The following is a 23,945-nucleotide window of genomic DNA, read 5'->3' on the forward strand; positions in this document are numbered from 1 at the left end:
CGTTGCCGGAACCGGGCAATGACGGGACGGTACGGAGCCGATAGGTTCGCGGCACCGTGGAAAGAGGGGGCCAGGTCACCGCCATCGCGCGGTGGGGGGCGGTCTTCGCACGGACAGGGGGCGGGGCGGGATATGAGAGCGAACGATTTCGGCCGGCCGGTGCGGTGGCCGCGGGCAGCGGCCTTGGGGCTGGGGACGGTGGGCGGGGCCGGGGTCGGGCTGATGGCGGCCTCGGTCGGGCTGCTGGTGATGGACGGCCCGTCGGTGCCCGCGATCATGATGCTGGTCGTCGGGGGTTCGGTCGGGGGCCTGATCGTCGCCGCAGGGCGGGACACGCTGACAGGGCGACCGCTCGCGGCCGTGTGCGGGGTGCTCGCCGGCATCGTCGTCGCCCCCTCGCTGTTCGTCGGCTACCGGTCCAACCGGGCCGAGGAGGTCTGGGCGGTGCCGAAGGACCACCCCGGGGCGGCCGAGGCGGTCGGGGCGTGGACCACCGCCGACCAGGTGGTGCGCGTACGACCGGACCTGGTGACGGCGTACCGGACCGGCGACGGCGGCGCCGCGTGGACGTGGGAGCCGCCCGCCAGGGACACCGTCTGCGCCATGAGCACCGCGACCCACGGCGGGCTGGGCCTCATCGGCCACGCGCCCGAAGGGGAGCCGTGCCGCACCACGGCCGCACTCGACCTGCGGGAAGGCGCCACGCGGTGGGCGCACCACGACGACCCGGGCCGGTCGTCGGCCGGGCCGTTCTCCCGGTCCCTGGCCCTCGCGGGGGACGTGGCGGTCGTGCGGGACGAGTCGGGCTGGCGCGGCCTGTCCGCCGTCGACGGCCGGGAGCGGTGGCGTGCCGGGGGCGGTGAGGGCTGCCGTCCCGTCTTCGTCGACGCCTCACGCCGTACGGTGGTGGCCGTGGCCCACTGCCCGTCCGGCCCGGGGAAAGGCTCGGGGCCCGACTCCGCGTCCGTGCGTGCGGAGGCCCTGCGGCTCGACCCGGGCACGGGGGCCGTCTCCACGCGGACCGTTCTGCCCGTCCGGGATTCCGGTACGCGCTATGCGACGGTCTCCGCCGACCCGCTCACCCTGTGGGTGGACGAGCCGGGAGCGCGCGGCACCCGCGCCGTCCTGGCCGTCGACGACCGGGGCTCGGTGCGCACCACCGTTCCCGCCGAGGCGGCCGACCACACGCTGCTCGTCGGCGGCTTCGACGTCTACCGGGGGGAGACCTTCGCGGCGCGCCCCCTGCCGGCCGCGGTCGTCGTCGGGAATCTGCTCATCGCGCCCGCCGTCAAGCCGGGCGACCTGCGGACTTTCCGCAAGAGGCAGGGCTACTCCGTCGACTACGACGGCAGGCTCGTCGCGATCTCCCTGGACGACGGGACCCGGCGGTGGACCTCGGACCTCGACGACGAGACCCGGGGGATCACCACGGGCGACGGTTCGGTGTGGGTGCTCGGCAGGCGGGAGCTCTTCCGGATCGACCCCGAGAACGGGCGGCACCTGCGGGTGCTCAGCCTGTACGACCTCGACCAGCACGCACCCGTCGGGCTGGCCGTCCACGGCGACCGCTACCTCGTCGTCGCCGAGAACGGCACCGGAAGGCAGCCGCCGGTCCGCGCGCTGCGACCCGACTTCGTCGTCTTCTGACCGGCACGCCCGAAGCCCCGGGGGCGGCTCACCCGTACGGCTTCAGCGGGTCGGTGCGCGGCTGAGGATCCAGCTCGGCGGTGCGCGGCCAAAGCTTCAGCTCCGGGGCGGCGCACAGCCCAGCACCATCTTCACCGCCTCGCCCAGGCAGCCCCGTTCGGGTTCCGTCAGGCACGGGTTCTCCCGCTGGCGGGCCCGGGCGACGGCCAGGTCGGCGGCGCACGCGCCCCCGTCGTCGGTCAACTCCGCCAGGAGCGCCGTCAGCAGCGTACGGGCCTGCGTCAACGGCACCGGGAACTCCGGGGCGAGCGCCACCCGGGCCAGGGTCAGCGCCGACATCGCCCGGTCGAACCCGGGCGGCCCCTCCGTGGCGGTGGACCAGTCGATCACCACCGGACCCCGCTCCGTCAGCATCACGTTCTCCGGATGCAGGTCGAGGTGGAGAATGCAGTCCTCCGGATCGCCCGAGACCCGGGGCGGGATGGCGTGCAGTTCGCGCAGGAGCCGGGCGAGCAGCGCGCCCCCCTCGGCGGCCCCCATGGCCCCCGTCATCAGGGCCTCGGCCATGGTCGGGCCGGTCAGTCGCTGGAGCACCAGGTCCGTGGGGCGGGCCCCTTCGGCGGGCGGGCCGATGCGCGGCACCGGATACCCGAAGGCGCGGACGTACGACATCACCGCCAGCTCCCCCGTGGTGTCGGTGCGGTCGCGGTAGCGGCGAAGGACCCAGGAGCCGTCGAGTTCGTACACGTCGGCGGTACGTCCCGAGCCCAGAAGTTGCCCTGTGTGCATGGGGGCGAACCTACCCGGGCGTACCACGGAAGGGGAGGCGGCGGACGTCTTCGCGCGGGGAGAGGCCCGTCGCCGTCCCTGAGGAGCCCCCGTCCCCGTACCTGAACCCCTCCAGGCCCCCCATAACGCGGGAGGAGGGGGTGAACGGGATCTCCTGCCCCGGGTTCGCGCGCCGCTACGGTGTCGGCAATTCCTTGGTCCGGACCAACCCCCTCCGGACTTGGACACCCCCTGAACCAAGGAGAGTTACGTGGAGAACACCACGCTCCGCAGACGCGTGCTCACCACCGCGACCGCCACGGTGGCCGTGGGCGCGCTCGCCCTCGCCGGACTGAACGGAGTGGCGTCCGCCGACCCTTCGGGAACCACCGCCCCGGCCGTCTCCGCCGACAGCCTCTCCCCCGGGCTGCTGGCCGCCCTGGAACGCGACCTCGGGCTCGACGCGGAGGCCGCGAAGAGCCGGCTGGCGGGCGAGTACCGTGCCGCCGCCGTCGCCGCGGGTCTGGAGAAGTCCCTCGGCGCGAGCTACGCCGGCGCCCGGGTCAGCGGGGACGAGGCCGACCTCACCGTCTCCACGACCGACGCCTCCGAGGCCGCCCTCATCACGAAGGCGGGCGCGAAGGCGGAGGTCGTCGGCCACAGCCTGGACCGGCTCGAAGCGGTCAAGGACGCATTGGACAAGGCGGCGTTGGGCAAGGCCCCGAAGAACGTGCCCGTCTGGTACGTCGACGTCGAGGCCAACCGGGTCGTCGTGAACGGAGCGACCACCTCGGCCGCCGAGGCGTTCGTGAAGGCCGCCGGGGTCAGCGGCAAGCTGGTCACCGTCGCCCGCTCCGCCGAGCAGCCCCGCGCCCTCGCGGACATCCGGGGCGGCGACGCGTACTACATGGGCGGCGGCGGCCGCTGTTCCGTCGGCTTCTCCGTGACGCGCGGCGGCACCCAGAACGGCTTCGTCACCGCCGGCCACTGCGGCCGGACGGGCACCACCACCAACGGCGTCAACCAGCAGGCCCAGGGCACCTTCCAGGGCTCGACCTTCCCCGGCCGCGACTACGCCTGGGTCGCCACCAACGCCAACTGGGTGCCGAAGCCCCTGGTCAACGGCTACGGCCGGGGCGATGTGACCGTCGCCGGCTCCACCCCGTCCGTCGTCGGCGCCTCGGTCTGCCGCTCCGGCTCCACCACCGGCTGGCACTGCGGCACGATCCAGCAGCTCAACACCAGCGTCACCTACCCGGAGGGCACCATCTCCGGCGTGACCCGCACGAGCGTCTGCGCCGAACCGGGCGACTCCGGCGGGGCCTACATCTCCGGCAGCCAGGCGCAGGGCGTCACCTCCGGCGGCTCCGGCAACTGCCGCTCCGGCGGGACGACGTACTTCCAGCCGCTGCTCCCGGCCCTCCAGGCGTACGGGCTGACCCTCGTCACCAGCGGCGGCGGCCCGACCGACCCGCCGCCCACCACCCCGCCGCCCACCGACCCGCCGGGCGGCGGCACCTGGGCGGTCGGTACCTCGTACGCGGTCGGCGCGACGGTCACGTACGGCGGAGCGACCTACCGCTGCCTCCAGGCGCACACGGCCCAGCCCGGCTGGACCCCGGCGGCCGTCCCGGCCCTCTGGCAGCGGCTCTGACCGCCTCGGCCTTTCGCACCTCCGGACCTTCTGACCCCCGGGCCCCCGGACCCCCTGAACCTCCCGACCTCCTGAACCTCCTGAACCACCCGACCTCCTGAACCTCTCCGCCTCCCCGCACCGAGGACTCCGAGGAAACTGTCATGACCCCACAAATGGACAACGGAACCCCCCACGAGGCGAACGCCTCCGACCAGGAACCGGACGACCGGCGGCGGATCAGCCGCAAGGGCCTCCTCAAGGCCGCGATCGTCGCGGGCGCGGCTCCTCTGCTCGCCGGGGGAGGAGTCGCGCTCGCCCGGGACGCCGCCTCCTCCGCAGGCGGGGACGGGCCGCTGCTGGCCCCCACCCCGCAGTGCGACGACGGCGACGACCCCACGCCGCCGCAGATGGAGGGCCCGTACTTCAAGCCCAACTCCCCGCGCCGCACCAGCCTGGTGACGCCCGGGACCCCCGGCGTGCCGCTCACCGTGAGCGGCTACGTCTTCGGACGGGCCTGCCGGCCCATCTCCGGAGCGCTGCTCGACTTCTGGCAGGCCGACACCAACGGGTCGTACGACATGGCCCAATACGCCTTCCGGGGCCACCAGTTCACGGGGGCGGACGGGGCGTTCAGCCTCACCACCGTCGTGCCGGGCCTCTACCCGGGCCGCACCCGGCACATCCATGTGAAGGCGCAGGCTCCCGGGGGACGCATCCTCACCACCCAGCTGTACTTCCCGGGCGAGCCGCGCAACAACACCGACGCCCTGTTCGATCCGAGGCTGCTGATGAACGTCCGCAGCGTCGGCAACGGGCGACAGGGCAGCTTCGACTTCGTCCTGGACGTCGCCCAGACGCCCCGTCCGACCGATCCGCCCACCGACCCGCCCACGAATCCGCCCACCAACCCGCCGGGTGGCACCTGGGCGGCAGGAACCTCCTACCGCGCGGGAGACCGCGTCACCTACGGCGGGGTCGCCTACCGCTGCCGGCAGGCACACCAGGCCATCACCGGCTGGGAGCCGCCGAACGTCCCCGCGCTGTGGGAACGCGGGTAGACACAGCAGCGGAAGCGCACCACCGCCCCGCGCCCCGTTCACGCCTTCCGGCGCGTGAACGGGGCGCTTTCGCGCGCTCGCGCGCACTCCCGCGAGAGGGGAAAAGATTCTCGCGGGGCGTCTGAAACATTTGCCGGGGCCCGGCGCGTCGATGGGAGGGAGGGGCGGAACGGACGAACGGGGGAGGGTATGAGGACGTCGCGTGCCGAGGAGTTCAAGGAGTTCGCCGCCGGGCGGGCGAGCCATCTGTACCGCTCGGCCTGCCTGCTGACCAGTGGCGATGTCCATCTCGCCGAGGACCTGGTGCAGGAGACGCTGAGCCGGATGTACGTGCTGTGGGGGCGGGCCCGTCGTATCGACAACCCGGCGGCGTACGCGCAGACCGTGCTCGTCCGGACCTTTCTGACCCACCGGCGTCGCCGCTCCGCGAGCGAACGCCCGCTGGCCGAACTCCCCGAGGGGCCCCGGCCCGGGAGCTCCCGGGCCGACCCCGACGATCCGGCGCTGCGGATGACGCTGCTCCGGGCGCTCGCCCAACTGACGCCCAAGGACCGGGCGGTGGTGGTCCTGCGGTACTGGGAGGACCGGAGCATCGAGGAGACCGCCGCCGCGCTCCAGGTCAGCCAGGCCGCTGTACGGACCCGTTGCGTGCGGGCGCTGGGGCGGCTGCGCGTCCTGCTGGGCGGCGGCAGCATCGCGGAGTTCGCCGCTCACTGACTGATCCACGTCACCTGTCCCCTCAGTTGTTCACCGTCAATCGCTGTGCACCCCGAACGAGAAGTGGTGGTTCCCCATGCCCTTTGAGGACGAACTCAGCCAGGAGCTCCGCCGTACGGGGGAGACCTTCGAGATGACCGGCCGCGCCGCCGTCGTGGACGGCGCCCTGGACCGGGGTCGCCGCTCGCTCCGCCGTCGCCGGAGCGCCGCCGTGGCGGGCAGCGTGCTGGCCCTGGCGCTGATCGGGGGCGGTGGGGCGTTCGGGGCCGGACTGCTGAGCAGCGGCCCCGGCGACGGTACGGGGGTGGCGGGCAGCGGCCCGGCGACCTCCTCGGCGACCCCTTCCGCCGAAGCCGAAGCCGAGTCCGATGCCGAGCCCGATGCCGGACCCGACGCCGAGCCCAGCACCGGGCCCAGCGCCAAGTCCAGCACCGAGCCCGACGCCAAGCCCGGCCCGGAGAACACGCCGCGCACCGATAAGGACGCCGCGCGTGCCGGTGAGGGGTCGCCGGACCCCTCGCGCCGCCAGCCCAAGCGCTCCCAGGAGCCGCCGCTCGACTACGCGCTGGTGATGCCCACCTTCCTCAAGCTGCTGCCCAAGGGCCTCTCCGTGGAGGAGAAGGACAACCAGGAGCAGTACGCCTCCGTCGTCGTCGACGACGGCAAGGGCAGGACCCTCGTGCAGATCAATGTGCAGCCCGACATGCGGGACGTCGCCGACCACCTGTACGGCGACGCGACGACCCTGCCGGACGGCACCCTGCTCGCCACCTCGAAGGGGCCCGGTGAGAAGGGCGGTGCGGGTGTCGTCGTGTGGACTGCCGACACGATGCGCCCGGACGGCCTGCGGGTCGTCGTCTCGGCCTTCAACTCCGGCGAGCAGTCGACGCCCGCCACCCGCCCGGAGCCCGCGATCACCCTGGAGCAGCTCACCACGCTGGCGACCAGCCCCGAGTGGCTGAAGGTCCAGCCGTAGCGACCCGCCCCACGCACACGTAACCAGGCCCCCGCGCGCCTCACTTGGCGTCCGCGTACCGCTCCACCACCGCCGTGGTGAACGGGAACCGCACCGGGGTCTCCCCGAAGGCGATCCGCCCGGCCAGCTCACCGGCCGAGCGGATCGCCTCGGTGACGGCGGCGGTCTCCTCGGCGGGGCAGTGCACGATCACCTCGTCGTGCTGGAAGAACACCAGCTCCGCCCGGAGCCCCTGTTCGTGCAGGGCCCGGCGCACCCCGGCCAGGAGCAGCAGCGCCCAGTCGGCGGCGCTGCCCTGCACCACGAAGTTCCGGGTGAAGCGGCCCCGGGCCCGGGCCAGTCCGCCGTCCGACACGCTCTCGCCGCCCTCCTGGGGGATGCCCGCCTCCTCGTCCTGGCCCGCCAGCGCGACCGGCGGGCTGGTGCGGCCCAGCCAGGTCCGTACCGTCCGGCCCTCCTCGCCCGCCCGTGCCGCGTCGTCGACATAGGCGACGGCGAGCGGGAAGCGGCGGCGCAGGGCGGCCAGGTTCTTCAGGCCGTCGCCTGACGTCTGGCCGTAGACCGCGCCGAGCAGGGCCAGCTTGGCGTGTTCGCGGTCGCCGTGGAACGCCCGGTCGGAGAGCGCCTTGTAGAGGTCGCCGTCGTGACCGGCGACATCCATCAGGCCCCGGTCGCGGGAGATCGCGGCCAGCACCCGCGGCTCCATCTGGTCGGCGTCCGCGACGACGAGCCGCCACCCCTCGTCGGCGACGACGGCCTGCCGGATGACCTTGGGGATCTGGAGGGCCCCGCCGCCGTTGGTCGTCCACCGTCCGCTGACCGTGCCGCCCGGCTGGTACTCCGGGCGGAAGCGGCCCTCGCGCACCCAGTCCTGGAGCCAGCTCCAGCCGTGGGCCGTCCAGATCCGGTACAGCTTCTTGTACGCGATCAGCGGCTCGACCGCCGGGTGGTCCAGCCCCTCCAGCTCCCACCGCCGGGTCGACTTCACCGAGATCCCCGCCTGCGCGAACGCCTTCACCACATCGGCGGGCAGATCGGGCCGCACCCGTCTGCCGAACGCCGCCGACACCTCGTCCGCCAGCTCGGCCAGCCTGCGGGGCTCGCCGCCGCCCGCGTACCGCTCGCCCAGCAGCCCGTGCAGCACCTCCCGGTGCACATCGGCCCGCCAGGGCAGCCCCGCCCGGTGCATCTCGGCCGCGACGAGCATCCCCGCCGACTCCGACGCGGTCAGCAGCCGCATCCGGTCCGGGTGCTCGGCCGCGTCGTGGCGGCGGACCTGGTCCGCGTAGACCCGCAGCAGCCCTTCGAAGGGGACCCCGGGGCCGGAGGCCGGCTCGAAGAGGGAGGACTGCGCGCCCGGTTCGGCGGACCGGGCCGGCGGGTCCGGGGGCACGGGCGCGTTGTCCAGCCGGGCCAGCGCCGCGGCGGCGGAGCGGGGTTCACCGAGCCGCCCCGCGTGCCCGAGCAGCAGGAGCTCCGCGCACTCGACGTCGTAACACCGCTCGACGCGGACCCCGGCGGCGAGCAGCCGGGGGTAGAGCTCGGCGGTGGAGCGCCACACCCAGCGCACCGCCTCGGGCCGGGAGCGGACCGCCCGGACGAGATCGGGCTCGGTCAGGACCGGCCCGGCGGGCGTGCCGTCCCGCGCGAGCGGCACGAGCCGTGCACCGCCCCCGTCCGTCGCCGCCACCGCCCACCGTCCGGTCATGCCCGCGAGTCTGGCACCCCCCACTGACAGCGCCCCCGAACCGGGCCCGCGACCCACCACCCGGAACCGGGTCCGCGATCCACCACCCGGAACCGGGCCCGCGACCCACCACCCGGAACCGGGTCCGCGACCCCCCGTACGGCCGTCCCGAACAGCCCCTGCCGACGCCCGCCTACCCTGGACGGATGGAACCGGTGATCGACCAGGCATGCGCGGCGGCGCTGTACGCGGAGGGCGACGCGGCCCTGGACACCGGGGCCTCCCTGCTCGCCGCCGCCCCCGACGCGGACGACGCGCTGCACCGGCGCGGCGAGGAGTTCGTCACCCGGGCCTGGGGGAGGGGCTGGCACCCCGCCGACCTGGTCCGGCTCGTCCGGCTGGAGCTCGACGAGCGGCGGGCGGTGCTGGCGGGCACGCTGATCGCCGCCGAGACCGCCCGGTACGCCGAACTGCCGCCCCGCTGGCGCGCCCAGCTCGCCGACCTGCCCGGCCCCGCACCGCGCAACAAGCCCGACCGCTTCGGTTACGCCTCCGATCTGCTGGAGCTCTACCGACTGCTGCTGCGACTCCCCGCGATCGAGCCGGTCGGCCCCGCGCCCGCCGCCGCCGCCGACCACCTCCACCGCCCGCCCGCCCCCGACGAACCCCGCATGCTCACCCGGATCCGGGCCCTGCTGGCGAAGGCGGAGGCGACCGGCTTCCCGGAGGAGGCCGAGGCGCTGACGAGCAAGGCGCAGGAGCTGATGGCCCGACACAGCATCGACGAGGCCCTGCTCGCCGCCCGTACGCGGAGCACGGGGAGCCCGGGGGCGTGCCGGATCGGGGTGGAACCCCCGTACGAGAGCGCGAAGGCGATCCTGCTCGACGCCGTGGCCTCCGCGAACCGCTGCCGGGCCGTGTGGAACGGCGACCTCGGCTTCAGCACGGTCGTCGGCTTCGAACCGGACCTGGAGGCCGTCGAGCTGCTGTTCACCTCGCTGCTGGTGCAGGGGACGGCGGCGATGACCCGGGCGGAGGCCGGACAGCGGGCCTCCGGCCGTAAGCGGACCAAGACCTTCCGGCAGTCGTTCCTGATGGCGTACGCGCAGCGGCTGGGCGCGCGACTGGCCGACAGCGCCGAACGGGTGTCCACGGCCGCCGCGTCCGACACCGCCGCGGACACCGGCGGCCTGCTCCCCGTCCTGGCCGCCCGGGACGTCGCCGTCACCGAGACCGCCGAGCGGATGTTCCCCCGGACGACCACCACCCGGGTCCGCGGGGCCACCGATCTGGACGGCTGGAACCACGGGACGGCAGCCGCCGACCGGGCCCGGGTGGGTTCCGGGAGCGGCCGTACGCCCGGTGGACGCGACGGCGAAATCATGGCGTAAGGCCGCCTTGTCCGTAATGCGGGCCAGGCTCCCCGATCCGGGCTAGGCTCGGCCCATGAGCTGGCTCCGGGCGCTGAAAGAGACCGCCCGTTCGGGGCTGGAGATCGAGCGGCAGAGGCTCGAACCGCTCATCGCCTTTCGCGGGGCGGCCGGTCTCGCCCTCGTCGTCGGGACGAGCCTCGTGGTGTTCGGGCCCGAGATCGCGGCCAGTTCGGCGTTCGGGGCCTTCCAGGCGGCCATCGCCACCTTCCAGCGCAGCTGGCGGCCGCGCCCCGTGCTCGCGCTCGTCTCCGGGGCCAGCCTCGCCGTGTCGACGTTCCTCGGCTACGTCTCCGCCTCGCAGCCCGTGCTGTTCCTGTGCCTGCTCGGGGTCTGGACCTTCCTGGCCGGTCTCGCCTGGGCGGCGGGCCCCACGGGCGGCATCATCGCCTCGTCCAACGTCGCGATCATGCTGGTGACGATCACCCTGCCGTCCTCCGTCGCGGACGCGGCCGCCCACGCCGGGATGATCCTGGTCGGCGGAGTGGTCCAGGCGTTGCTGATCGTGCTGTTCCCGGTCCGCAGATGGGGGGCCCAGCGCGACGCGCTGGCCGACGCGCTCTCGGCCGAGGCCGACTACGCCCGGCGACTGCGCCACGACCCGGTCGCCCCCTTCGACCCGCTGCCCCTGATGACCGCCCGCAGCGCCGCCGCCGTCACCCCGCGCCAGGCCCGCCGCCGCCCCGCCGAACTCCACGGGGCCCGGGGCGTCGCGGAACGGCTGCGCCCGGTCCTCGCCTCACTGGCCGACCCGGCGATGGGCGTGCCCGGCGACGGCCTGGAACGGGCCTGGGTGAACGAGCTGCTGGGCGCGGCCGGGTCCGTGCTCGACGCCGCCGCGCGGGCCGTCCGCCACGGCGAGCCCGTCCACCTCTCCGCCACCGACCTGGGCGTCCTGAAGACCCCCGACAACGACGTGATCCTCGTCGGGCCCGCCCGCCGCGCCGCCGACCGGCTCGCCGCCCTCCTCGACGACGTCCTGGAGATCGCGGAGGGCACCGGCACCGACAGCGGGGTGCCGTCCGACCTCGCCCCGGACACCCGGCACCGGCCCACGCTGCTGCGGCTGGTGCCGGTCGTGCTGAAGGCGATGCGCCGGGAGCTGCACCCGGGCTCGCCGATCCTGCGGCACGCGATCCGGGTCGCGGTGGTCGCCGTGGCGGGCTACTTCGTGGGCGCGGCCCTCCCCCTCGGGCACGGCTACTGGGCGCCGATGACCGCCGTCATGGTGATGCGCCCGGAGTTCTCGCAGACGTACGGCCGTTCCGTGGCCCGGTTCTGCGGCACCCTGGTCGGCATCGGGCTCGCCACCGCCGTCGTGCAGACCGCCCACCCCGACGCCCGGCTCTCCGCGCTGCTCGCGGTGGTCTGCGCCGGGCTGATGTACCTGCTGATGCGGACCGGGTACGCGGTCGGCCAGGTCTGCGTCTCCGCGTACGTCGTCTTCCTGCTCGGCATGGCGGGCGACGACTGGTCCCAGACCGTCACCGAACGCATCGTGCTCACGCTGGTCGGCGGGCTCCTCGCGATGATCTCGTACGCCGTCTTCCCGGCCTGGGAGACCCCGCGGCTGCGCAACCGGCTGGCCGAGTGGCTGGTGGCGGACGGGCGGTACGCGGCGACGGTGGTCGACCGGTACGCGGATCCGGCCCACCGCGACCTGGACGAGGTGCGGGACGCCCTGATCGCCACCCGGGAGGCCAGGGTCGCCTGGCAGGAGGCGCTGGCGACCGCCCAGCACGAACCCGTACGCCACCGGGGCATCTCCCGCGCCGCCGCCACCGACGCCCAGCACGCCCTGGCCCAGCTCGGCCGGTCCGCGATGGTGCTGGAGGCCCACCTGCCGGCCCGGTCGGCCGACCCCGTGCCGGGCGCCGCCCAGTTGGCCGAGGCGTTGCGCCGGGCCACGGAGAAGGGCGCCAAGGCGGTACGGGAGCGGCGGCTGCCCGACTGGCAGCCGGTGGTGGACGCGGTGGCCCACTGGGACATGCCGACGCCCACGGAGGACGGCACCGCGCCGGCCGGCGACCCGGTGGTGCGCCGGGGCGCGGCGCTGCTCCTGGAGGCGCTGGAGGAGTTCACCCGCGCCATGGACGAGCGCGGCGGCTCCACGCGGGTGAGCAGCACGCTCGCGGAGAACTGAGAACTGAGAACGGCGGACTGAGAACTGAGAACGGCGGACTGAGAACGGAGAACGGCGGACTGAGAACGGAGAACGGCGGACGGCGGACTGAGAACGGAGAACGGCGGACTGAGAACGGCCTGCCGACCTGAGCGCCTGCCGCCCCGAGCGCCTGCCGATCTGACGACCTCAGGACGCCGACGGCATCTCCGGAAGCTCGGGGATCTCCGGCATCTCCGGCAGCGACGGCAGATCCGTGGGCAGCTTGCCCGGGTCGGCCTTGGAGAGGGTGTCCTTGATCCCGCCGCCCCACGAGAGGACCAGGGTCTTGCCGTCGTTGGACTCGATCGCGCCCATCGAGCGGTCGTTGTTGCCGCCGCTGCACTTCAGGGCGAGCATCGTCTCGCCCATGTCCTTCACATCGCCCTGACAGACCGCCTGGTCGGCGACGAGGGCGACCTTGCCCGCGGTGATGGAGACGGTGACGTTCTTGCCGTCCGTCAGTCCCACCCAGGTGCCCGTCAGCGCCGCGGCGTCCGTGCCGCCGCTCCCCGCGGACTCGCCGGCTCCCTTTTCTCCGCCGGGCGTCGGGCTGGTCCCGGAATCCGGGCCGGAGTCCTTGCCCGACCCGCTGTCACCGCCGCACGCGGTCAGCGCGAGCGATGCGGCCAGACCGGCGACGACGACGGCCCCGGTGCGTACGAACCTGGTCACGTGGAGTTCCCCCTTGCTCATTTTCCGGTGGAAAGCGCGCGCCACGTTACCAACGGAAGCCAATCAACTCCGTTGAGCGGGAGCGAAATAGACGTGCCGTTCGTCTCTCTTCCGGAAGAGCGCCGGTGGACCGACCGGTTCGGCGCGGTCCGCCCGTACGGCGCGCACGGCATCGACGGGGCGGTCGTGGCGCGCGCTCGCCCGGCACGGAGAAATGGCTGTAATCAAAGGAACACCCCGCGTGCACGTGCATCTGCTCATGCATTGGCATATGAACACAGCTATGATCCGAGGTAGTTGACACTTGCACCTTGAAACTCGGGGAGCGTCCTGTGCACCACGTGTACAACGGCATGGCGGCCACAGAGCTTCGCGGAGTCGTCTGGCAGAAGAGCAGACACAGCAACTCCCAGGGTTCCTGCGTGGAGTTCGCGAGACTGCCCGGAGGGAATGTGGCGATGCGGAACTCCCGCCACCCGGACGGGCCCGCTCTCGTCTATACGCCGGCCGAGATCGAGGCGCTGCTGCTCGGCGTCAAGGACGGCGAGTTCGACCACCTGGCGGCGGGAGGCTGACACCGGCCGCCGGGCGGTCCTGAGGCGCCGCGCGGCCTCGGGCGACCGCAGGGGCCAAGGGCGAACGGGCCCGGGCGACCGCAGGGCCAAGGGGCGAACGGGCCCGGGCAGCCGAACAACCCCGGGGGCGCGGCGGCTCCCAGGGCTCCGGGGGAGGCCGAATCCGGCCCCGCCCCCCTCTCACTGCCCGCTCTTCACGCCCTCCGGGAGCCGGAACAGGGCCCAGACCACCTTGCCGTACAACGGCCCGGACGGGAGCTCTCCCGCCGGAGCCGGTGAAGGGTGCCAGCCCCAGCTGTCGCTGACGCACTCCACCAGGAACAGTCCGCGCCCCGACTCGGCGGAGTCCGCCGCCTCGCCCGCCACCGGGCTCTCCCGGCTCGGGTCGCGCACCGCGCACACCAACCGCGAGCTCCAGCGCATCAGATGCAGTCGCACCGGCGGGTCCTGGAACTCCCGCGGCGGGTCGGCCGGCAGTGCGTGGCGCAGGGCGTTGGTGACCAGCTCGGACACCACCAGGGCGACGTCGTCGAAACGTTCGCCCAGCTCCCACCGCTCCAGGGTGGTCCGGGTGAACTTCCGTGCGCCGCCTACCGCTTCGTAACGGGCGGGCAGGGCGCAGGAGGCCGATCCGGCGACCCCTGAGGGGTCGGTAGGGGGAAGCCCCTGCCGTAACGGCTCGAGCATCGTCGATCCATTCGTCCCCATACGAGGCACTCCCGGGATTCGCGGCTGTAGCGGCACTGCCTGTCAGCGGTACTGCGGGGGGTACAGCGGCACAACACGAGCACGCAGGTGCGCGGTGGCCATGCTTCCCAATGCGCAGAGCAGATGCAAGGGCAGATGCACGTGCACGTGCCTGGCCTGCCCGATACCGTGGTGGTTCTGGTGGATTTCTTCCCCGAGGCAGTTTCCGGAGCTTTCCGGACGTCTTCCCATTTCCGTAATCGAATGAGTACGGGCTGAAGCGTTTTGGTGGCAGAATCCGGCTCCTCGGGGTTCAGGGGGCGCTCCGAGTGTCCGGTAGGCGATGGGGAGGGTCGGACCAGTGTCGGCAGGCGAGTCGAGTGGATCGGTGGTGCGGCGCATCCTCCTGGGCTCTCAGCTCAGAAGGCTGCGGGAGTCGCGCGGTATCACCCGTGAGGCGGCCGGCTACTCCATCCGGGCCTCTGAATCGAAGATCAGCCGCATGGAGTTGGGACGGGTGAGCTTCAAGGCCAGGGACGTCGAGGATCTGCTCACGCTCTACGGTGTCGCGGACGACGCGGAGCGCGACGCGCTCCTCGGTCTGGCGCGCGAGGCCAACGTGGCGGGCTGGTGGCACAGTTACGGAGACGTGCTGCCCGGCTGGTTCCAGACCTATGTCGGTCTGGAGGGAGCGGCCTCCCTCATCCGCATCTATGAAGTGCAGTTCGTGCACGGCCTGTTGCAGACCGAGGCGTACGCGCACGCGGTCGTCGAGTGCGGCATGCGCGGAGCGTCGGCGGCCGAGGTCGACCGCCGGGTCGCGCTGCGTCTGGAGCGGCAGAAGGCACTGGTCTCCGAGCGGGCCCCGACCTTCCACGCCGTTCTGGACGAGGCCGCGTTGCGCCGGCCGTACGGCGGACGGAAAGTGATGCGCGCCCAATTGCGGCACCTGATCGACATGTCGGAGCAGCCGAACGTCACGCTCCAGGTGATGCCCTTCAGTTACGGAGGGCACGCGGGCGAGAGCGGTTCTTTCACCATGCTGCGTTTTCCGGAATCCGATCTGTCGGACATTGTCTATTTGGAGCAGCTGACCAGCGCGCTCTATCTGGACAAGCCCGAGGAGGTCGCTCAGTACGAAAAAGCCATGGTTTGCCTGCATCAGGACAGCCCCGGGCCCGAGGAGAGCCGGGATCTCCTTCGTGGACTCCTCCAACTCTCGTGATTAGTCAGTACAATGACGTGGCATCAGGGGTCTGTGAACGCCTGTAGTAGAACGCCTGCGGTTTGAACGCCTGCAGTAAGGGATTGCATGTCCTTCTTCCATGAACTGGCCCACCAGTACATCGACGGCGAGTGGCGCACCGGCAGCGGCTCGTGGGACATCATCGATTTCAATCCCTACAACGGCGAGAAACTCGCCGCCGTCACCGTGGCCACCGCGCTGGAGGTCGACGCCGCCTACCGGGCCGCCGAGCGCGCGCAGCGGACCTGGGCCGCCACCAACCCGTACGAGCGGCGGGCGGTCCTGGAGCGGGCCCTGCGCATCACGGGGGAGCGCACCGAGGAGATCGTCGAGGCGGTCATCGACGAGCTGGGCGGCACCCGGGTGCGTGCCGCGTACGAGGTGCGGGGCGCGAGCGAGGTCCTGCGCGAGGCGATCCGGCAGTCGCTGCGGCCCACGGGCCGCCTGCTGCCCGCCGTGTCGGACGGCCGGGAAAACCGCCTCTACCGCCTTCCCGTGGGCGTCGTCGGCGTGATCAGCGCCTTCAACTTCCCCTTCCTGGTGACCATGAAGTCCGTCGCGCCCGCCCTGGCGCTCGGCAACGCGGTCGTCGTCAAACCCCACCAGAGCGCCCCCGTCGTGGGCGGCACGCTGATCGCGCGGATCTTCGAGGAGGCCGGGCTGCCGGCCGGGCTGCTCAACGTCCTCATCACGGACAGCGCGGAGATAGGCGACGCGTTCATCGAGCACCCGGTGCCCAAGGTGATCTCGTTCACCGGCTCCGACCGGGTCGGCCGCCATGTCGCCGCCACCGCGGCCGGGCACTTCAAGCGGACGATCCTCGAACTCAGCGGCAACAGCGCCCTGGTGGTGCTGGAGGACGCCGACCTCGACCACGCGGTGCGGGCGGCCGTCTTCAGCCGCTTCCTGTACCAGGGCCAGGTCAGCATGGCGGCCAACCGGATCCTGGTGGACCGGTCGGTGGCCGCGGAGTTCACCGAGCGGTTCACCGCCGAGGTCGCCGCCCTCAAGTCCGGGGACCCGCGCGACCCGGAGACCCGGATCGGCCCGGTCATCAACGCCTTCCAGGCCGACGCGCTGACCGCCCTGGTCGACCGCGCGGTCGCGGACGGAGCGACCGCGCTCGTACGGGGCCGGACCCGCGGCAACGTCGTGGAGCCGTCCGTCCTGACCGGCCTCGCCCCCGATTCCCCGCTGCTGCGGCAGGAGATCCTGGGGCCGGTGGCGCTGCTGCTGACGTTCGACGGCGAGGACGACGCCGTACGGATCGTCAACGACAGTCCGTACGGGCTGAGCGGAGCCGTGCACACCGGCGACACGGAGCGCGGGGTGCGGTTCGCGGAGCGCATCGTCAGCGGGATGTTCCACGTCAACGACTCCACCGTGCAGGACGACCCGCTGGCCGCGTTCGGCGGCGAGAAGACGTCCGGGCTCGGGCGGCTGAACGGCGAGGCGGTCGTGGAGGCGTTCACCACGCTGAAGTGGATGTCGATCCAGCACGGGCGCGCGGCCTTCCCCTTCTGAGCCCTGGAGCCCGTGCGCTGACGTCCCCGGGCCCGCGCGCTGACGTCCCCGGGCCTGCGCGCCCCTGCGCGCCCGCGCCCGCACCCTTACGCGCCCGCCCCCGGCCCCCGGAACGTCGTCCGGTACGCGCTCGGCGAGACGCCCAGCGCCGCGTGGAAGTGCTGGCGCAGGTTGGCCGCCGTGCCGAGGCCCGCCCGCGCGGCCACCTGGTCGACGGGCAGGTCGGACTCCTCCAGCAACTCCCGGGCGAGCTCGACGCGTTGTCGGTTCAGCCAGTTCATCGGAGTCGTGCCGGACTCCTCCCGGAAGCGCCGGTTGAAGTGGCGTACGCTCATCGACTCCCTGGCCGCCAACTGCCCCAGCGTGATGGGCTCCTCGATGTGCCGCAGCGCCCACTCCCGGGCGGCCGAGGTGCCGGGGGCCGCGCGGTCCGCCACGGGGCGCCGGATGTACTGGACCTGGCCGCCGTCGCGGTGCGGCGGTACGACGGCCCGCCGGGCCACGTCGTTCGCGACGGCCGTTCCGTGGTCGCGCCGGATCAGGTGCAGGCACAGATCGATGCCGGCGGCGCACCCGGCCGAGGTCAGCACGCTCCCCCCGTCCGTGTAGAGGACGTCCGGGTCCAGCTCGACCCGCGGGAACAGCCGGGCGAAGAGGTCCGTGTACCGCCAGTGGGTGGTCGCGGTGTGCCCGTCGAGCAGCCCGGCGGAGGCCAGCACGAAGGCGCCGGTGCAGATCGAGGCCACCCGCGCGCCGGGGCGGATGCGGGTGAAGGCGTCGGCGAGGGGGGCCGGGAGCGCCGGGGTGTCCTGGACGTAGTCGTCGTACGACGACAGGACGATCACCGTGTCGGCCTCGGCCAGCGCCTCGGGGCCGTGCCGGACCGCCACCGTGAAGTCCCCGTCCGCCGCCACGTCGCCCGGCCGCAGCGCGCAGGTGGCGACCTCGTACAGCGGCTCCCCGTCCGCCGAGGCGCCCCGCCTGGCCTGGCCGAACAGCTGGTGGACGATGCCCAGCTCGATGGGGAGCAGCACCGGGCGGGCGAGGACGGCGACGCGATGGCGTCCGGGGTGGGTGAAGACCGTGGGCATGGCCATATTCTTGCGCATGTGGTCCATCTGGACACTCGTTACGGCGGACGAGGCTCGCCAGGCTGGTCCCATGGCTCATCCGACACCGACCACCACCACATGCCGCACCCCGGGGCCCCGCCTCCACCGCGCCTGGGTGATCGCCGTCGTCGCGGGCGCCGCCATCGTCACCGCCGGCGCGTTCACCACCGTGCCCGGGCTGCTGGTGACGCCCCTGCACGAGGAGTACGCCTGGGACCGGGGCCAGATCGCGCTGGCCGCCTCCGTCAACATGGTGCTGTTCGGCCTGACCGCGCCCTTCGCGGCGGCGCTGATGGACCGGATCGGGACCCGCCGGGTGGTCATGGGCGCGCTGCTGCTCGTCTCGGCGGGGGCCCTGCTCACCGGGTTCATGACCCGGCCCTGGCAACTGACGGCGTACTGGGGCGTGTTGATCGGCCTCGGCAGCGGCTGCCTCACGATGACCTTCGCGGCCGCCGTCACCGCCCGCTGGTTCGACCGGCGACGCGGTCTGGTCACCGGGGCGCTCAGCTCCTCAAGCCACCTGGGGCAGTTGCTCTTCCTGCCGCTGCTGGCCGGGTCCGTCGACCGCTTCGGCTGGCGGCCGCCGGTGGTGACCCTGGCGTTCGTGGCGCTGGCCGTCGCCGCCCTGGTGCTGCTCCTGCTGCGCGACCACCCGGCCGACGTGGGCGCGAAGCCGTACGGGGCACGGGAGTTCGTCCCCAGGCCGCCGCCGGCCTCCGGGGCCGCCGCGCGCACGCTGAAGGTGCTCGCCGCCGCCCTGCGCACCGGCCCGTTCTGGCTGCTGGCCGGGATGTTCGTCCTGTGCGGCGCGTCCACCAACGGCATCATGTGGTCCAACTGGGCCCCCGCCGCGCACGATCACGGCATGCGGGTCACGGCGGCCGCCTCGCTGCTCTCCCTGATCGGCGTCTTCTCCGCGCTCGGCGCGATCCTCTCCGGCTGGCTGACCGACCGGTTCGACCCGCGCCGCCTGCTGACCGTCTGCTTCGCGGTCCGGGCGCTCACCCTGCTCGCGCTGCCCGTGCTGTTCTCCTCGGCGGTCACCGCCCCGATGCTCCTCTTCGTGCTCGTCTACGGGCTCGTCGACGTGGCGACCGTGCCCCCGGTCATCGAGCTCTGCCGCCGCGTCTACGGCGAGGACGGCCCCATCGTCTTCGGCTGGGCCAACGCCGCCCACCAACTGGGCGCGGGAGCTTCGGCCTTCCTCGGAGCCACCGCGCGGGACGCGTTCGGCACGTACGACCCGGTGTGGTTCGCACTCGCCGCCGGGTGCGTGGTCGCGGCGCTGTTGGCCGTAGTCGTACGGGATACCCTAGTCAAAGTTGAACAGTAAGCCCGGATGTGCCCGGAGGCGAAAGCCCCCCGAATCGCCGGGGAAAGGGATGGGTGCCATGTCCGCGATCCGGCTGCTGGTCCTCGGAGCCGTGCGCATGCACGGCCGCGCGCACGGCTACCAGGTGCGCAACGACCTGGAGTACTGGGGCGCGCACGAGTGGTCCAACGCCAAGCCCGGGTCGATCTACCACGCCCTGAAGCAGATGGCGAAGCAGGGACTGCTCCTCGCGCACGAGACGGCCCCCTCGACCGCCGGCGGCCCGCCGCGTACCGAGTACGAGGTCACGGAAGCGGGCCTCGACGAGTACCGCACCCTGCTGCGCGACGCCATCCGCCTCTACGACCAGAGCCTCGACGTCCTCTCGGCGGCGATCGGGTTCATCGTCGACCTGCCGCGCGAGGAGGCGGTCGCGCTGCTCAAGGAGCGGGTGACGGGCATGAAGGAGTGGCGGGACTCGGTCACCGAGTACTACACCCCCGAGGACGGCCCCGAATCCCTCGGCCACGTCGGCGAGATCATGAACCTGTGGGTGCACTCGGCCGACGCGGGCGCGGAGTGGACGCGGGGCCTGATCGAGCGGATCGAGGGCGGCGCGTACACCTTCGACGGCGAGGGCGACCCGTTCGTCGGGGTGCTCGCGGAGGGTGAGGAGAACCCGTACGCGACCGGGGTTCCCGACCCCGGGGACGCCGACTAATCAAGTTTGACGAATGACGGAACCTGGCTTACCTTCGACCTCCTAGTCAAGTTTGACTACGTGATGACCGAGGGGTGGCGGGGAACGTGACCGAGGCGATCGTCCTGGACGGCGTCCACAAGAGGTACGGGGAGAAACGCGCCCTCGACGGGCTGGACCTCGCGGTCGGAGCCGGCGCCGTCCACGCGGTGCTCGGCCCCAACGGGGCGGGCAAGACCACCGCCGTACGGATCATGTCGACGCTGCTGCGCCCCGACGCGGGCCGGGTGACGGTGGCCGGCCTCGACGTCCGCGACCGGGCGTTCGACGTGCGGCGGCGGATCGGACTGCTCGGCCAGCACGCGGCGGTGGACGAACAGCTCGGCGGGCGGCAGAACCTGGAGATGTTCGGGCGGCTGTACCACCTGGGCGCACGCCGGGCGGGCAGCCGGGCGGACGAGCTCCTGGAGCGGTTCGGGCTCGCGGACACCGGCCGCAAGCCGGTCAAGCAGTACAGCGGCGGGATGCGCAGACGGCTCGACCTGGCCGCGTCCCTGATCACCGAACCATCCGTCCTCTTCCTGGACGAGCCCACCACCGGCCTGGACCCGCGCGGCCGGGCCGAGGTCTGGGACGCGGTCAGGTCCCTGGTCGGCGGCGGCGCCACCGTCCTGCTGACCACGCAGTATCTGGAGGAGGCGGACCAGCTGGCCGACCGGATCTCCCTCATCGACGACGGCAAGGTCGCCGCCGAGGGCACCTCCGACGAGCTCAAGGCGCTCGTCGGCGGCGACCGGATCGACATCGTCCTGCGCGACGCGACCCGGCTGGCACGGGCGGCCGTGGCGCTGGGCGTCGAGGACCCGGCGCTCGACCCGGACCGCCGGCTGATCAGCGCCCCGGCCCCGGACCGGATGGCGGCCCTCACCGGAGCGGTCCGGGCGCTCCAGGAGGCGGGCATCGAGGCGGAGGACATCGCGGTGCGCCGCCCGACGCTGGACGAGGTGTTCCTCTCCCTGACCGGGCGACAGGCCGGCGAACAGACGGCACGCGAGACGACGGAGGCGGCGGCATGAGCGCGACGACCACAGTCACAGGGCCCGGCGGCGGACTCGCGGGTCACGGTGGCGGCCCCTCCCGGATCGCCTGGGCGCTGACCGACTCCTGGACGATGACCCGCCGCGAACTCGCCCACTGGGCCCGGCAGCCCGTCGAGGTGGTGGTGGGCCTCGTCTTCCCGGTGATGCTGCTGCTGATGTTCACGTACCTGGTCGGCGGCGGCCGGGGCGTGGACGGCGACCCCACCGAGTTCCTGGTCCCCGGGATGCTCGCGCTGACCATGGCCTTCGGCCTGGAGAGCACGATGCTCGCGGTCACCCAGGACCTCGGCAAGGGCGTCATCGACCGGTTCCGCTCCCTGCCGATGGTCCCGGGCGCGGTCCTGGTCGGCCGCAGCGCGGCGGACATGCTCCAGTCGGCGGCGGCGCTCGCGGTGATGGGCGGCGTCGGCTACGCGGTCGGCTGGCGCTGGCACAACGGCGCGTCCGCCGCACTGGCCGCGGTGGGGCTGCTGCTCCTGCTCCGTTTCGCGATGCTCTGGGTCGGCATCCTGCTGGCCATGGTGGCGGGCCGCCCCGAGCTGGTGCAGGCGGTCCAGATCCTCATCTGGCCGGTCGGGTTCCTCTCCAACGTCTTCGCCGCTCCGGCGTCGATGCCCGGCTGGCTGGGCGCGGTGGTGGAGTGGAACCCGATGTCCGCCACCGCCACCGCCGTACGGGAGTTGTTCGGCAACCCGGGCGGCGCGACCGGCTCCTGGGCCGCCGAACACGCCCAACTGCTCGCGGTGCTCTGGCCGGTGGCGATCGTGGCGGTGTTCTTCCCGCTGGCGGTGGGGAAGTTCGCGCGGCTGAGCCGGTAGAGCGGGCGTCAGTGGTGGAAGGCCGTGGCGACCGCCCGGTCGTGGCTCAACGGGTGCTTCTGCGACCGTAGTTCGGGGAGCAGCAGCTTGAGGTCCTCGATCAGCAGGGCGGCGAGGTCGGAGGAGAACCCGTTGCGGCACACCACCCGCAGCACCGACAGGTCCTGCCGGTTGGCGGGGAAGGTGTAGGCCGGGACCAGCCAGCCGTGCTCCCGCAGCCGGCGGGAGACGTCGAACACGTCGTACGCGTGCACGTCCGGGTTCGTCGTGAAGGCGAAGACCGGCAGCTCGTCGCCCCGGGTGAGCAGCCGGAAGTCACCGAGCTCCTCCACCGACCGGGCGAGGCCGCACGCCACGTCGCGGGATGCCTGCTGGACCGCCCGGTAGCCGTCGTGCCCGAGGCGCAGGAACGTGTAGTACTGCGCCACCACCTGCGCCCCGGGCCGGGAGAAGTTCAGCGCGAAGGTCGGCATGTCGCCGCCCAGGTAGTTGACCCGGAAGACCAGCTCCTCCGGCAGCTCGTCCGCCGTACGCCACAGCGCCCAGCCGACTCCCGGGTAGACCAGCCCGTACTTGTGGCCCGAGGTGTTGATCGAGGACACCCTCGGCAGCCGGAAGTCCCACACCAGATCCGGGTCGAGGAAGGGGGCCACCATCGCGCCCGAGGCCCCGTCGACGTGGACGGGGACGTCAAAACCGGTGCGTTCCTGGAGGGCGTCCAGGGCCGCGCAGAGGTCGGCGATCGGCTCGTAGGACCCGTCGAAGGTGGAGCCGAGGACGCCGACGACCCCGATGGTGTTCTCGTCGCAGAGTTCGGCGGCGGCCTGCGGGTCGAGATGGAAGCGCTCGCCGTCCATCGGGACCAGCCGGGCCTCCACCTCCCAGAAGTTGCAGAACTTCTCCCAGCACACCTGCACGTTGACGCCCATCACCAGATTGGGCCGGGCGCTCGCCGGATAGCGGTCTGCGTTCCGCTTCGCCCAGCGCCGCTTCAGGGCGAGCCCGGCCAGCATGCACGCCTCGCTCGACCCGGTGGTCGAACACCCCACGGCCGACGCCGGATCGGGAGCGTGCCAGAGGTCCGCGAGCATCGCCACGCACCGCCGCTCCAGCTCGGCGGTGCGCGGGTACTCGTCCTTGTCGATCATGTTCTTGTCCTGGCACTCGCTCATCAGCACCCCGGCCTGGGGCTCCATCCAGGTGGTGACGAACGTGGCCAGGTTCAGCCGGGAGTTGCCGTCGAGCATCAGCTCGTCATGGACCAGCCGGTACGCCGTCAGCGGCGGCAGCGGCCCGTCCGGGAGCTTGTGCCGGGGCGGCGCGGTGTTCATCGCCGCCGTGGGGTCGGCCTCGCCGTAGAAGGGGTTGAGGGCGAGCCTGCGCCGCTCCTCGGAGTGTTCGTCCCGCTGCGGGTGGGCGCCTCGGTGGAGCGGCATGGGGGAGTCCTCTTCCTCAGCTCTGGATTCTCAGCTCTGGTTCTCAGCTCTCGGCGGCGAGGCCGGCCTTGAGCGCCCGGGTGAACTTCACGACCCGCTCGGCCTGCACCCGGGCGGCGGTCAGCGTCTGCTCGCCGACCGGGATGTCGCCCTGCCCGGACACGTGCGAGGTGCCGTACGGGTTGCCGTCGACGAACTTCGAGGGGTCGGTGTACCCGGGGGCGACGAGGATGCCGCCGAAGTGGTGGATCGTGTTGTAGAGCGCCAGCAGCGTGGACTCCTGGCCGCCGTGGGCGGTGGAGCTGGCGGTGAAGCCGCTGTAGACCTTGTCGGCCAGCTGCCCGGACTGCCAGAGCCCGCCGAGGGTGTCGATGAACTGCTTGAGCTGCGCGGTGACGTTCCCGTACCGGGTGGGCGAGCCGAAGATCACCGCGTCCGCCCAGACCATGTCGTCCGGCGAGACCTCGGGCACGTCGGCGGTCGCCTGCACGTTGGCGGCCCAGGCCGGGTTGGCGTCGACGGCCGACTGCGGGGCCAGCTCCGCGGCCCGCCGCAGCCGCACCACCGCCCCGGCCCGCTCCGCGTCCTGGGCGATGGCCCTGGCGATCGTGGCGACGGTGCCGGTGGACGAGTAGTAGATGACGGCGACGTTGACGGGCGTGGACATGCGGGGACCT

21 protein-coding genes are annotated in these 23,945 nt (G+C 72.9%); 14 read left to right on the forward strand and 7 right to left on the reverse strand.

Annotation, left to right across the window (positions count from 1 at the left end):
- Window positions 1–132: 132 nt before the first annotated feature.
- Complete coding sequence (locus ACLJPL_RS28900; protein WP_411083884.1) at window positions 133–1,647, forward strand: hypothetical protein; 1,515 nt, start codon at window positions 133–135, stop codon at window positions 1,645–1,647.
- Between the two features lie 96 nt (window positions 1,648–1,743).
- Here ACLJPL_RS28900 and ACLJPL_RS28905 read toward each other — a convergent pair whose 3' ends face one another.
- The gene (locus tag ACLJPL_RS28905) at window positions 1,744–2,436 is read right to left on the reverse strand and encodes a phosphotransferase (RefSeq protein ID WP_411083885.1); all 693 of its coding nucleotides are present in this window, start codon (window positions 2,434–2,436) and stop codon (window positions 1,744–1,746) included.
- A gap of 250 nt (window positions 2,437–2,686) precedes the next feature.
- Here ACLJPL_RS28905 and ACLJPL_RS28910 point away from each other — a divergent pair, with 250 nt between their 5' ends.
- The 4 genes from ACLJPL_RS28910 to ACLJPL_RS28925 all read left to right on the forward strand — a co-directional run bounded on the left by ACLJPL_RS28910 (window position 2,687) and on the right by ACLJPL_RS28925 (window position 6,802).
- The gene (locus tag ACLJPL_RS28910) at window positions 2,687–4,069 is read left to right on the forward strand and encodes a carbohydrate-binding protein (RefSeq protein ID WP_411083886.1); all 1,383 of its coding nucleotides are present in this window, start codon (window positions 2,687–2,689) and stop codon (window positions 4,067–4,069) included.
- Window positions 4,070–4,224: 155 nt separating this feature from the next.
- Window positions 4,225–5,109: a carbohydrate-binding protein gene (locus ACLJPL_RS28915; RefSeq protein ID WP_411083963.1), complete on the forward strand. Its 885-nt coding sequence runs from the start codon at window positions 4,225–4,227 to the stop codon at window positions 5,107–5,109.
- A 189-nt stretch (window positions 5,110–5,298) separates the two neighbouring features.
- Window positions 5,299–5,826, forward strand: a complete 528-nt coding sequence (locus ACLJPL_RS28920) for a SigE family RNA polymerase sigma factor (protein WP_411083887.1) — start codon at window positions 5,299–5,301, stop codon at window positions 5,824–5,826.
- Window positions 5,827–5,902: 76 nt separating this feature from the next.
- Entirely contained in the window at window positions 5,903–6,802 is a 900-nt protein-coding gene (locus ACLJPL_RS28925; protein WP_411083888.1) for a hypothetical protein, read from the forward strand.
- 40 nt (window positions 6,803–6,842) lie between these two features.
- Here the strand turns inward: ACLJPL_RS28925 and ACLJPL_RS28930 are convergent, their stop codons facing one another.
- Window positions 6,843–8,510: a bifunctional 3'-5' exonuclease/DNA polymerase gene (locus ACLJPL_RS28930; protein WP_411083889.1), complete on the reverse strand. Its 1,668-nt coding sequence runs from the start codon at window positions 8,508–8,510 to the stop codon at window positions 6,843–6,845.
- Window positions 8,511–8,695: 185 nt separating this feature from the next.
- On the opposite strand from ACLJPL_RS28930, the gene ACLJPL_RS28935 reads away from it, so the two are divergent.
- Entirely contained in the window at window positions 8,696–9,880 is a 1,185-nt protein-coding gene (locus tag ACLJPL_RS28935) for a DUF2786 domain-containing protein (RefSeq protein WP_411083890.1), read from the forward strand.
- 55 nt (window positions 9,881–9,935) lie between these two features.
- Window positions 9,936–12,062 (forward strand): FUSC family protein, encoded by a 2,127-nt coding sequence (locus ACLJPL_RS28940; protein WP_411083891.1) that lies wholly within the window; start codon window positions 9,936–9,938, stop codon window positions 12,060–12,062.
- Between the two features lie 168 nt (window positions 12,063–12,230).
- Here ACLJPL_RS28940 and ACLJPL_RS28945 read toward each other — a convergent pair whose 3' ends face one another.
- Window positions 12,231–12,755 carry a hypothetical protein gene (locus tag ACLJPL_RS28945; RefSeq protein ID WP_411083892.1) on the reverse strand — a complete coding sequence of 175 codons (525 nt, stop codon included), beginning with the start codon at window positions 12,753–12,755 and terminating at the stop codon, window positions 12,231–12,233.
- Window positions 12,756–13,087: 332 nt separating this feature from the next.
- Here ACLJPL_RS28945 and ACLJPL_RS28950 point away from each other — a divergent pair, with 332 nt between their 5' ends.
- Window positions 13,088–13,330 carry a DUF397 domain-containing protein gene (locus ACLJPL_RS28950; RefSeq protein WP_411083893.1) on the forward strand — a complete coding sequence of 81 codons (243 nt, stop codon included), beginning with the start codon at window positions 13,088–13,090 and terminating at the stop codon, window positions 13,328–13,330.
- Between the two features lie 180 nt (window positions 13,331–13,510).
- Here ACLJPL_RS28950 and ACLJPL_RS28955 read toward each other — a convergent pair whose 3' ends face one another.
- Window positions 13,511–14,017 (reverse strand): ATP-binding protein, encoded by a 507-nt coding sequence (locus ACLJPL_RS28955; RefSeq protein ID WP_411083894.1) that lies wholly within the window; start codon window positions 14,015–14,017, stop codon window positions 13,511–13,513.
- A gap of 343 nt (window positions 14,018–14,360) precedes the next feature.
- On the opposite strand from ACLJPL_RS28955, the gene ACLJPL_RS28960 reads away from it, so the two are divergent.
- Entirely contained in the window at window positions 14,361–15,242 is an 882-nt protein-coding gene (locus tag ACLJPL_RS28960; protein WP_411083895.1) for a helix-turn-helix domain-containing protein, read from the forward strand.
- An 87-nt stretch (window positions 15,243–15,329) separates the two neighbouring features.
- On the forward strand, window positions 15,330–16,787 hold the full coding sequence (locus tag ACLJPL_RS28965; protein WP_411083896.1) for an aldehyde dehydrogenase family protein: 1,458 nt from the start codon (window positions 15,330–15,332) through the stop codon (window positions 16,785–16,787).
- Window positions 16,788–16,873: 86 nt separating this feature from the next.
- Here the strand turns inward: ACLJPL_RS28965 and ACLJPL_RS28970 are convergent, their stop codons facing one another.
- Window positions 16,874–17,905 carry a GlxA family transcriptional regulator gene (locus ACLJPL_RS28970; RefSeq protein ID WP_411083897.1) on the reverse strand — a complete coding sequence of 344 codons (1,032 nt, stop codon included), beginning with the start codon at window positions 17,903–17,905 and terminating at the stop codon, window positions 16,874–16,876.
- Window positions 17,906–17,948: 43 nt separating this feature from the next.
- On the opposite strand from ACLJPL_RS28970, the gene ACLJPL_RS28975 reads away from it, so the two are divergent.
- The 4 genes from ACLJPL_RS28975 to ACLJPL_RS28990 all read left to right on the forward strand — a co-directional run bounded on the left by ACLJPL_RS28975 (window position 17,949) and on the right by ACLJPL_RS28990 (window position 21,832).
- On the forward strand, window positions 17,949–19,235 hold the full coding sequence (locus ACLJPL_RS28975; protein WP_411083898.1) for an MFS transporter: 1,287 nt from the start codon (window positions 17,949–17,951) through the stop codon (window positions 19,233–19,235).
- 58 nt (window positions 19,236–19,293) lie between these two features.
- A complete protein-coding gene (locus tag ACLJPL_RS28980) occupies window positions 19,294–19,935 on the forward strand; it encodes a PadR family transcriptional regulator (RefSeq protein ID WP_411083899.1) in 642 nt (213 codons plus the stop codon).
- 86 nt (window positions 19,936–20,021) lie between these two features.
- The gene (locus ACLJPL_RS28985) at window positions 20,022–20,990 is read left to right on the forward strand and encodes an ATP-binding cassette domain-containing protein (RefSeq protein ID WP_411083900.1); all 969 of its coding nucleotides are present in this window, start codon (window positions 20,022–20,024) and stop codon (window positions 20,988–20,990) included.
- Window positions 20,987–21,832: an ABC transporter permease gene (locus ACLJPL_RS28990; RefSeq protein WP_411083901.1), complete on the forward strand. Its 846-nt coding sequence runs from the start codon at window positions 20,987–20,989 to the stop codon at window positions 21,830–21,832. Before ACLJPL_RS28985 ends, ACLJPL_RS28990 begins: the two co-directional genes overlap by 4 nt.
- An 8-nt stretch (window positions 21,833–21,840) precedes the next feature.
- Here ACLJPL_RS28990 and ACLJPL_RS28995 read toward each other — a convergent pair whose 3' ends face one another.
- Both ACLJPL_RS28995 and wrbA read right to left on the reverse strand, forming a co-directional pair.
- The gene (locus tag ACLJPL_RS28995; protein WP_411083902.1) at window positions 21,841–23,268 is read right to left on the reverse strand and encodes a glutamate decarboxylase; all 1,428 of its coding nucleotides are present in this window, start codon (window positions 23,266–23,268) and stop codon (window positions 21,841–21,843) included.
- A 43-nt stretch (window positions 23,269–23,311) separates the two neighbouring features.
- Complete coding sequence (gene wrbA / locus ACLJPL_RS29000; protein WP_411083903.1) at window positions 23,312–23,935, reverse strand: NAD(P)H:quinone oxidoreductase; 624 nt, start codon at window positions 23,933–23,935, stop codon at window positions 23,312–23,314.
- Between the last annotated feature and the right edge of the window lie 10 nt (window positions 23,936–23,945).

This window comes from Streptomyces sp. cmx-18-6 (assembly GCF_046548915.1).
GTDB lineage: Bacteria > Actinomycetota > Actinomycetes > Streptomycetales > Streptomycetaceae > Streptomyces.

Bases quoted from the DNA above. Each gene is read 5' to 3' on its own strand.
- ACLJPL_RS28930 (WP_411083889.1), bottom strand. From the start codon at position 8,510: ATGACCGGACGGTGGGCGGTGGCGGCGACGGACGGGGGCGGTGCACGG.
- ACLJPL_RS28905 (WP_411083885.1), bottom strand. From the start codon at position 2,436: ATGCACACAGGGCAACTTCTGGGCTCGGGACGTACCGCCGACGTGTAC.
- ACLJPL_RS28975 (WP_411083898.1), top strand. From the start codon at position 17,949: ATGGCTCATCCGACACCGACCACCACCACATGCCGCACCCCGGGGCCC.
- ACLJPL_RS28900 (WP_411083884.1), top strand. From the start codon at position 133: ATGAGAGCGAACGATTTCGGCCGGCCGGTGCGGTGGCCGCGGGCAGCG.
- ACLJPL_RS28970 (WP_411083897.1), bottom strand. From the start codon at position 17,905: ATGGACCACATGCGCAAGAATATGGCCATGCCCACGGTCTTCACCCAC.
- ACLJPL_RS28980 (WP_411083899.1), top strand. From the start codon at position 19,294: ATGTCCGCGATCCGGCTGCTGGTCCTCGGAGCCGTGCGCATGCACGGC.
- ACLJPL_RS28955 (WP_411083894.1), bottom strand. From the start codon at position 14,017: ATGCTCGAGCCGTTACGGCAGGGGCTTCCCCCTACCGACCCCTCAGGG.
- ACLJPL_RS28920 (WP_411083887.1), top strand. From the start codon at position 5,299: ATGAGGACGTCGCGTGCCGAGGAGTTCAAGGAGTTCGCCGCCGGGCGG.
- ACLJPL_RS28990 (WP_411083901.1), top strand. From the start codon at position 20,987: ATGAGCGCGACGACCACAGTCACAGGGCCCGGCGGCGGACTCGCGGGT.
- ACLJPL_RS28995 (WP_411083902.1), bottom strand. From the start codon at position 23,268: ATGCCGCTCCACCGAGGCGCCCACCCGCAGCGGGACGAACACTCCGAG.
- ACLJPL_RS28915 (WP_411083963.1), top strand. From the start codon at position 4,225: ATGGACAACGGAACCCCCCACGAGGCGAACGCCTCCGACCAGGAACCG.
- wrbA (WP_411083903.1), bottom strand. From the start codon at position 23,935: ATGTCCACGCCCGTCAACGTCGCCGTCATCTACTACTCGTCCACCGGC.
- ACLJPL_RS28960 (WP_411083895.1), top strand. From the start codon at position 14,361: ATGGGGAGGGTCGGACCAGTGTCGGCAGGCGAGTCGAGTGGATCGGTG.
- ACLJPL_RS28965 (WP_411083896.1), top strand. From the start codon at position 15,330: ATGTCCTTCTTCCATGAACTGGCCCACCAGTACATCGACGGCGAGTGG.
- ACLJPL_RS28935 (WP_411083890.1), top strand. From the start codon at position 8,696: ATGGAACCGGTGATCGACCAGGCATGCGCGGCGGCGCTGTACGCGGAG.
- ACLJPL_RS28925 (WP_411083888.1), top strand. From the start codon at position 5,903: ATGCCCTTTGAGGACGAACTCAGCCAGGAGCTCCGCCGTACGGGGGAG.
- ACLJPL_RS28940 (WP_411083891.1), top strand. From the start codon at position 9,936: ATGAGCTGGCTCCGGGCGCTGAAAGAGACCGCCCGTTCGGGGCTGGAG.